Raw genomic sequence first — 607 nt, 5'->3', positions numbered from 1 at the left:
GATGCGCACCGTCCGCCTCCAGCACGCCGCCGATTTTCCGGAGTGGCGCGACGCCGCGCGGATGCTGCTGCTGGGCGGCGTCGCGCCGCATGAGGTGGACTGGCGGCTCGGCGCCGACGGGCTCTTCGAGGAGGAGCGGCCGCCGCGGCCCATTGCGCGCCCGCCGCGCGTGCCGCCMTCCTTCCTGGAACTGGCGGAGGCGGTGATCTGCCATTCCGATCCGGCCCGCTTCGAGTTGCTCTACCGGCTCATCGCGCGGCTGCAGGTCGAGCGTCAGCTGCTCTCCGATGCCATGGACGCGGACGTCGTGGCCGCGCGCCGGCTGGAGAAAGCCGTGCGCCGAGACGCGCACAAGATGACGGCCTTCGTCCGCTTCCGCGAAGTGCCCGCGCAGAGCGACCGCCGCCGCTTCGTCGCCTGGTTCGAGCCGGAGCACCACATCGTCGGGCGCACCGCGCCCTTCTTCGCGCGGCGCTTCGCCGACATGGACTGGATGATCCTGACGCCGAAGGGCTCCGCGTCCCTGAGCGAGGGCACATTGGCCATCAGCGAGGAGCCCGCGGAGAAGCCCGAGCTCGCCGATCCCTCCGACGCGCTGTGGCTCACC

The 607-nt window shown here is 72.1% G+C and carries 1 protein-coding gene; it reads left to right on the top strand.

The window, feature by feature from the left end:
* Position 1: 1 nt before the first annotated feature.
* Positions 2 to 607 (top strand): TIGR03915 family putative DNA repair protein (locus AC1DWF_RS36230; protein WP_476843279.1); only part of this gene is annotated, 606 nt, incomplete at its 3' end.

It is taken from the genome of Aminobacter sp. P4_D5 (assembly GCF_056401815.1).
This window is presented reverse-complemented; position numbering and strand designations above follow the sequence as displayed.